We start from the raw sequence: 7,556 nt of genomic DNA on the forward strand, positions 1-7,556 counted from the left end.
CAACGGTCGTTGGGCCTGCGATTTGAAGCTGCCGACCGACTCTTGCGGCAGTTTGCCCATCAGATGGGGAATGTCGGCATTGCCGACGTCCGGCCGGATGCCGTCGTGGAATTTCTACAAGGAACGGGGCCGCTCACAGCTACATGGCGGCTCAAATACAACGTGCTTGCGGGCCTGTACCGGTTTGCCATCAGCAGGGGATGCAGCGAGACATGGCCGCTTCCCGCAAACGTGCCGAAGCTGCCGCCGCCCCAAACCCCCTATGTGTACTCGACCGCAGAGCTCCACCGCTTGATCGACGCGACGCCTCTGCTGTACAACTACCGTAGTCCACAGCAGGCATCCATGTACAGGACATTGATTCTCCTGCTGTATGGCAGCGGTTTGCGCATCGGCGAAGCGCTGCGGTTGACCATTCTGGATGCGGACCTGATCGACCGTGTCATCACCGTACACGACACGAAATTCTTCAAGACTCGTCTGGTACCGATTGGGCAACGGTTGTCGACGGAATTGGCCACGCATATCGAGCGCCGTCGGGGCCTGCCGATGCCGGAGGGCAATAACTCGCGCCTGTTCACTTCGCGCACTGGGCACGGGTGGCCGTATTCGCAAGTCATTACGCTGTTTCAGCGCCTGCGTCAGATGGCTAAAATCGAGTGCCCCGAGGGCGAGCTGCATCCGCCGCGCCTGCACGATTTGAGGCATACCGCGGCAGTACATCGGGTTCTTGCATGGTATCGCGATGGCAAGGATGTGCAACGCCTGCTCCCGCAACTAGCGACCTACCTGGGGCACGTCGATATCAAATCGACGCAGCGATATCTGCGCATGACACCGGAGTTGCTCGCAGAAGCAAGCCGGCGTTTCGCACAGTACGCGCAGTGTGGAGACGATCATGAATGACAGGAACCTGCTTGGCCCCTGGATCCGGCGCTTCATGCTTGAGCATATGGTGGCGGAACGGAACTTCTCGCCCAACACGCAGGCCAGTTACCGCGACACATTGACTTTATTGTTACCGTTCGCGGCCAAACTCGGCGGCTTTGCGATCGACCGGATGACCGTTGAGAACCTTTCGCCAACCATCGTGCGCCAGTTTCTGGATCACGTCGAATGCGATCGGCATTGCGGTGGCGCCACCCGGAATCTGCGGCTGAGCGCGCTCCATTCTCTGGCGCGCTTCATCGGCATGCATTCACCAGTTCATTTGTCTTGGTGTAGCGAGGTACGGTCAATTCCATTCAAAAAAACGGCCAGGACATTGATCGGTTATCTCGAGAAGTCCGAGATGGATGCTTTGCTGGCAGCGCCAGACCGCCGCACGGCAATCGGGGCACGCGACTATGCATTGCTTCTGTTCCTGTACAACAGCGGAGCTCGCGCCGATGAAGCTGCGAAGTTGACCATCGGACGCTTGCAGCTCACCGACCCGTCCTCCGTTCGCATACTTGGCAAAGGAAACAAGATGCGTGTGTGTCCCTTGTGGCCGACGACGTCCTCCGTCTTGACTCAACTCGTAACCGGGCGTAGTGCAGACGACACCGTGTTCCTTGGACGGACAAATCAGCCGATGACACGGTTCGGCATACATCGTGTCGTCACCCAATATGCCAAGCTCGTGACCAAGTCACATCCTGCGATGAAAGATAAACGTATCAGTCCGCATTCGGTTCGACACACGACCGCGGTTCATCTGCTACGTGCCGGCGTCGATATCAACACGATCCGAGCCTGGTTAGGGCATGTCTCTTTGGATACGACACACATCTACGCCGAGGTCGACCTGGAAATGAAAGCAAAGGCGCTTGCTCGCGTCGACATCTCAGGCCTGCCCGCAGCATCAAGGCGTGCGACCACGCTGCCTTCACTGATGACGTTTCTGAAGCAACTTTAGTTGTTCGCTGGCATTTTTTATGTGCGGGCACGAGTCAGGGGGGATTGGATAAGCCCTGACTCGAAGACATCGCCGCCACATAAATTTGGCCGCAACATAGCCCGCGTAGGCGTCCGCCTGCAGGATGCCGCTGAAGCCGGCCAGATGGCGCTGGGGATGAACGCCCTGCCGGTTGGGCGAGTACGCGAACCACACGGCGGCCGGTTCCGTCGAACCGGACCGACTGTCATCGCGCACGTAGACCCACAGCCGGCCAGTCTTCGTCTTCCCGTTGCCGGGCGCAAGCACGGGGATCGGCGTATCGTCCGCATGGATCTTTGAGCCGGCCATCGCATAGCAGCGCAGTGCCGCAATCAGCGGATCAACCAGCGCCTCGCATTCGCCAACCCATCGACCCATGCTCGCCGGGTCCAGCGTGACCTTGTCACGCGCGGCGATTTGCGACTGCCGGTAGAGCGGTTGATGATCGGCGTACTTGGACACGAAGATGTCGGCAAGCAGGCTCGGGTGCGCAACGCTGCGTTGGATCGGCAGGCCTGGCACCGGCGGCTGAGCGATGCGATGACAGCAGGCGCAGACCTTCTTGCGCCGGATCGTGCGGATGACCTTGAACGCCGCCTCGATGCGCCCGAGCTGTTCGGAAACGTCCTCGCCCAGCGGCTGCATCTCACCTCCGCACTCAGGACAGGTCGGCCCGGGTTCCAGCACATGCTCTTCGCGCGGCAGGTGTTCCGGAAGGGCCTCGCGCGGTGCCCGCTCGCTTTCTGTAAGCGTCGACACTGATGTGCTCTTGCGCCCGGCCTGGGCACTTCGCGCCTCGGCGGCTCCCCGGCTGGCGGTCATCTCTTCCAGTTCGGCCTCGAGTCGCTCAATCTGCCGGTCCAGTTTCTCGGACTTGCGGCCGAACTGCATGCGTTTCAGTTTGTCGATCTGGGCCTTGAGCCGCTCGATCTCCAGATCGCGCTCGGCAATCGATGCGCGTTGCTCGAGCACCATGGCTCGAAGCGTCTCGATATCGTCAGGAAGGTCGCTGGCATTGAGCATGCGGTGCAGTTTACGCACCTCTTGCGCGGTTTACAACATCGACAGCGTCTCGCTCGTGCGCCGTGGCTGCTTCCAGTCGATGCCCTCAAGCAGCATCGACAACTGGGCCTGCGTCAGGTGGATCTTGCCGCTGTCGGCCTGCGGCCATACGAAGTGCCCGCGTTCAAGCCGTTTGGCGAGCAGGCACAGCCCGTCGCCGGTGGCCCAGAGAATCTTGAGGGTGTCACCGCGACGACCGCGGAAGACGAAGACGTGACCAGACAGGGGGTTCTCCTGAAGCGCCGTCTGTACCTTCGCAGCCAGGCCCTGGAAGCCGCAGCGCATATCGGTCACGCCAGCGGCGATCCAGATGCGTGTGCCCGCCGGCAGGCCGATCATCGGGATAGCTCACGAATCAACAGCCGCAGTGTGACCGGCGAAACATCGCCGCGAATCCGCAAACATGCACGGTCGAACTCCACCTCGCAGACGTTCTCAAGCGGCTCGCCTGCATTGACCGTTGTCGCTGGCGTTTCCGAGACGATGCTCACCGGCAACAATAGCGGCATCTCGCGCTCCGGTTCCGGCGCGCCACACTCCGGCGACGTCGGAAGGCCGTGCTCTGCCTTCAGATATTGCCGTCGCCACTTGAACAACAGGTTTGCGTTGATATCGTTGCGGCGCGCGATCAGCGCCACCGATGCTCCTCCTGGTTCCAATGATTCTTCGACCAGCCGCCGCTTGAAGGCCGACGGAAAATTAGGCCGCTTATACGTAACGCCAGCCACGCGCGCTTTCGATGCTGTCTTGTCCACTTTGGTGTCCACCATAATTTGGTGGATACCAAATTACCCAACACTCAATCCGCCGTCCACAACGGCCTCCGCGAGTTGCTTACCTCCTTCACGGCTTATTTGTTCCACTTCCGAAAAGGCGTGAGATTCGACCTGAAAGTCGTTGTCGCTCACGGGCGCATCCTGGAACTTCGGCGAGAGCGCGAACCTGAAGCGGGGGAAGCGGTGGATGAGTGGACTATCCCCGTACCTCGTCCCGACGCTGAACGTCACGATTGATGCGAGCCGGTTCACAGACGACTAGTTAAATGAATAGTAGCTATTCCGCGCAAGTGGAGCCTATCCAAAGGCCACGATGTGCAATTACGTCCACCGCGGTCCATCGCTCTGGCGTTGACTTCTGTTTAAACGCGTCCCGCGTCGGCTGGCGCTTTGCCCCGGAATGTGCCACTGCTTCGATGTTCTGTACGGTTTTGCCAGTCGCTGCGGAGAACTGCGTGCGTGCATCGCATCGCGGTCGGCGCGCTTTCGCAAACGAACTCTACGTTCACCAACGCGACGGGCACGATTGGCACGCGAAGGTCCGGTTAACAGGGCGGAGCCGACTGTCGAATGTCACACCAAGCGCCAGGACGAACGGCGCTTCCTGGCCGGTCGCTGCCTGTCGGCCATCGGCTGCTCGTCCCCCGACCCTTCTCTGCCGTTCGGACCAGCGTCACCATAACGACCGCTCTCGAGATGCAACGGTCACCGAACTTCGCCATTACGCCCGCAAGAGCGCGTCGTCTTCCTCCGTGTACACGTCGTGTCCGCCCCGCGCCAGGAAGTCCCACGTGACCGGTACCGTATTGGGCGCGGAGAATGTCCCGCTCGGTGACGCCGGGACGGTCGCTGCGATAAAGAATCTCGACTCAACCGTATCGGGGGAGGCGTCCGTCAGGCTTGAGCGGGGCGGTGTGACACTCCCTCAGCTCTTCTGTCGGCTTCGAGCCATCAGATAGGACCAGACGGGGTCTGCCGGAGTCTTGGTAGCACCTTTGTGCATGTTGTCGAATCCTTGGACAATGAGATAGACGCCTGCGGTCAATAACAGGAGCAGAAATTGCGGGGTTGATACCTGGGCGGTTTCCGCGTCGGAGAGGATACGCAGCAGGGCCACTAGGACCCCAACGCATGCCTCGCTGCACCCATACAGGAACTGGCACTTCAGCCTGAACCAGAATAGGCACGCACTCACTAAGAGCGTTGCACCCAACAAAGCCGAAACTGTTCGGATTGCCTCAACGTCCGGGCTGGCTGCCAGGTCATATAGAGCGACAAACGTGAACAACCAGTACGAAACACCCAGCGCCAAGAACGGCAACGCAACCATTACGCCAACCGTTACCGCCAAGTCGAAACCCCACTGTTTTTTCCCCGCACCGTTCCTCCACCTGTTTATCCGAACAGTCAGAAGCCCGATGGGTGCGATAAAGGCTGCCATGTACACACCAATCAAGGCGCCCCAGAAAGCCCATACTTTCGAGGTGTCCAAGTAGTCCGGCGCGTCCAGGAGAAATCCACAAGCGCCCCCCCCCTATGACGCCAACCAAAAGGGAGGGCCATGCCGAGCGAATCTCTTCGGCAGTCAAAAGGCGTCTTAGTCTCATGATTTTCCGAGCAAGTGGTTCATACACGTTATGAGGACCACCACATGCCGGACCAGCCCATCGCGGCCCAGCGCGTGCCCCACTACTCGCAACAGCATAGATCGGCGCACACAGGATGGAGTGCCATTTTTGCCCGCGAGCGAGGGCCACGCCTGAGGGGTTGTCCGAGTATGCAACCGTCTTGGCCGCCGATCAAAGGACTGTTATCGAGGCGAAGCGGACGCCCGAGCGTCAACGCGTCGGTGAAGGCGAATGACGCTTCATGGCCGAACCCAGTCCGACATTGATCAGGCGGCGTGGCCGTCAGTTGATCGATCCGCATCAGGCAGCAGTCGACCCCGTATAGATAGTCCGTCCCGCTTTCATCGATACTGGTGGGACTGGCAGCGAGCTGCCAGTCGAGGCGGGACATGCACCCGTGGACTACGAATAAGTCGACCCAAACGCCTGGACGATTGCCGCTTTAGCTTCGAGTCCACGGGTGCGCCTGCGTCCGATAACGAATACTCAGGGTTCGCCGTCGCACCGGCTCACTATATTGCCTTCGCTGGACGCAAGCATGCATGTCCCTACCGGGTAATCTATCACTTGCGGAGGTTCACATGGCACCTCTATCGAACCAGCAATTCAAGGCTTTCGTCGGCCTCGACTGGGCAGATACCAAACATGACATTTGCCTGCAGCAGGCTGGCGACGACAGGCGCGAGTTCGACTGCATTCCTCACCAGGTTACACGCATTGATGAATGGGCAAAGGCTTTACATCAGCGCTTTGGTGGTCCGATCGCGGTCGCGCTTGAGCTGGCCACAGGGCCGATCGTCTCTGTGTTGCAGAAACATGTGTTCGTCACTCTATTCCCGATCAACCCTGCAATGCTCGCGAAGTACCGTGAGGCGTTCAAGCCGAGCCGGGCCAAGGACGATCCCACCGATGCCGAACTGGCACTCGACCTGCTGCTGCGCCATCCTGAGCGGTTCAGCCCGCTCAGGCCGCAGAGCGTCGGCATGCGTTCCTTGCTGAGCCTGATCGAACAGCGTCGTGAACTGGTCGGCGACAAGACCCGGTTCACCAATCGGCTCACCAACGCACTCAAGCAGTATTATCCTCAAGCCTTGGAATGGTTCGACGACATCGACACGGTGCTGTTTTGTGATTTCCTGACCCGCTGGCCAACTCTGCCAGCAGTCAGGCGCGCGGGCAGAAAGACGCTTGAAACGTTCTTCCATGTGCACAACTGTCGCCGGGCCAAACTGATTGAGGGACGTCTGGAGTCGATCCGCTGCGCTGTGTCGCTCACGGATGATCCCGGGATCGTTGCACCTCACCGATTGCTCGCGCTAATGCTGGTGGCGCAACTGCGCACAGCGCTGGCTGCGATCGACGTGTTCGACAAGGAAATCGCGGCAGTCGCACGCACGCTGCCCGACTTCGACCTGTTTGACAGCTTGCCCGGCGCAGGTCCGCATCTGACACCGCGCCTGCTGGCTGCGTTTGGCGAGCAACGTGACCGCTTCAGGGGCGCTGATGAACTGCAGAAGTACTCCGGCATCGCGCCGGTCACCGAGCGCAGCGGCAAGAAGTGCTGGGTGCACTGGCGCTGGCAATGCCCGACCTTCCTGCGCCAGACGTTTGTCGAATGGGCGGGCCAGACCATCAACAAATCGTTCTGGGCGGGCGCCTACTACCGGCAACAGCGAGCAAAGGGCAGTTCGTATCAGGCCGCCGTCAGGGCATTGGCGTTCAAGTGGATACGGATCCTCTACCGCTGCTGGCAGACCGGAACGCGGTACGACGAGAGCATCTACCTCAACGCCCTGAGGAAGCGCGGTTCGCCACTCCTCAGGAACCTCGGGCTTCCAGGGTAACCCGTTCCAATCGGCGCGGTTACGCAGTTGGATTCCTGGTCTGTGGCTTTCCTCCGTTTGACGCTCGCGAGTTGTCCACCGCTGGCCGGCGGGTCTCCTGTTATGACCATGACGCTGGCCGGCGGTGGGCAACTCGCCAGGCGGGGCGCATGACGTCTTCTTCGACATGGGCAGGCCTGCCCGATCCTTACGAACCGGAGTCCTGGAAACCAACTCTTCCCTCTGAAAAACCTTGACTGACGACCTCAGGGCGTGATATAGCCGTTCGGCGTGCATCCTGAATGTCTGCTCTGCAAGGGCGGCCGGTTAGTACCTTCGTCGCCGGTCG

The 7,556-nt window shown here is 60.1% G+C and carries 6 protein-coding genes and 1 pseudogene; 3 read left to right on the plus strand and 4 right to left on the minus strand.

The window, feature by feature from the left end; translation table 11 throughout:
* On the plus strand, positions 1-906 hold a 906-nt coding region (locus GNZ13_RS46880; RefSeq protein ID WP_172177841.1), incomplete at its 5' end, for a tyrosine-type recombinase/integrase.
* A complete protein-coding gene (locus tag GNZ13_RS46885) occupies positions 899-1,897 on the plus strand; it encodes a tyrosine-type recombinase/integrase (RefSeq protein ID WP_172177843.1) in 999 nt (332 codons plus the stop codon). The genes GNZ13_RS46880 and GNZ13_RS46885, both read left to right, overlap by 8 nt.
* A 96-nt stretch (positions 1,898-1,993) precedes the next feature.
* Here the strand turns inward: GNZ13_RS46885 and tnpC are convergent.
* The 4 genes and pseudogenes from tnpC to GNZ13_RS46905 form a co-directional block, all read right to left on the minus strand.
* Positions 1,994-2,941, minus strand: a pseudogene (tnpC, locus tag GNZ13_RS46890) (IS66 family transposase); the annotation flags it as partial.
* A 30-nt stretch (positions 2,942-2,971) separates the two neighbouring features.
* Complete coding sequence (gene tnpB, locus GNZ13_RS46895) at positions 2,972-3,319, minus strand: IS66 family insertion sequence element accessory protein TnpB (protein ID WP_120302443.1); 348 nt, start codon at positions 3,317-3,319, stop codon at positions 2,972-2,974.
* Entirely contained in the window at positions 3,316-3,735 is a 420-nt protein-coding gene (gene tnpA / locus GNZ13_RS53675) for an IS66-like element accessory protein TnpA (RefSeq protein ID WP_407945709.1), read from the minus strand. The genes tnpB and tnpA overlap by 4 nt, the downstream gene beginning before the upstream one ends.
* A 946-nt stretch (positions 3,736-4,681) precedes the next feature.
* Positions 4,682-5,248 (minus strand): hypothetical protein, encoded by a 567-nt coding sequence (locus GNZ13_RS46905; protein WP_172177847.1) that lies wholly within the window; start codon positions 5,246-5,248, stop codon positions 4,682-4,684.
* 717 nt (positions 5,249-5,965) lie between these two features.
* Here GNZ13_RS46905 and GNZ13_RS46910 point away from each other — a divergent pair.
* Positions 5,966-7,228, plus strand: a complete 1,263-nt coding sequence (locus tag GNZ13_RS46910; RefSeq protein ID WP_172177849.1) for an IS110 family RNA-guided transposase — start codon at positions 5,966-5,968, stop codon at positions 7,226-7,228.
* Positions 7,229-7,556 lie beyond the last annotated feature (328 nt).

The sequence above is a fragment of the Paraburkholderia elongata genome (assembly GCF_013177735.1).
GTDB lineage: Bacteria > Pseudomonadota > Gammaproteobacteria > Burkholderiales > Burkholderiaceae > Paraburkholderia > Paraburkholderia elongata.

Coding starts and splice junctions, on each gene's coding strand:
- GNZ13_RS46885 (WP_172177843.1), top strand. CDS start 899: ATGAATGACAGGAACCTGCTTGGCCCCTGGATCCGGCGCTTCATGCTT.
- tnpB (WP_120302443.1), bottom strand. CDS start 3,319: ATGATCGGCCTGCCGGCGGGCACACGCATCTGGATCGCCGCTGGCGTG.
- GNZ13_RS46910 (WP_172177849.1), top strand. CDS start 5,966: ATGGCACCTCTATCGAACCAGCAATTCAAGGCTTTCGTCGGCCTCGAC.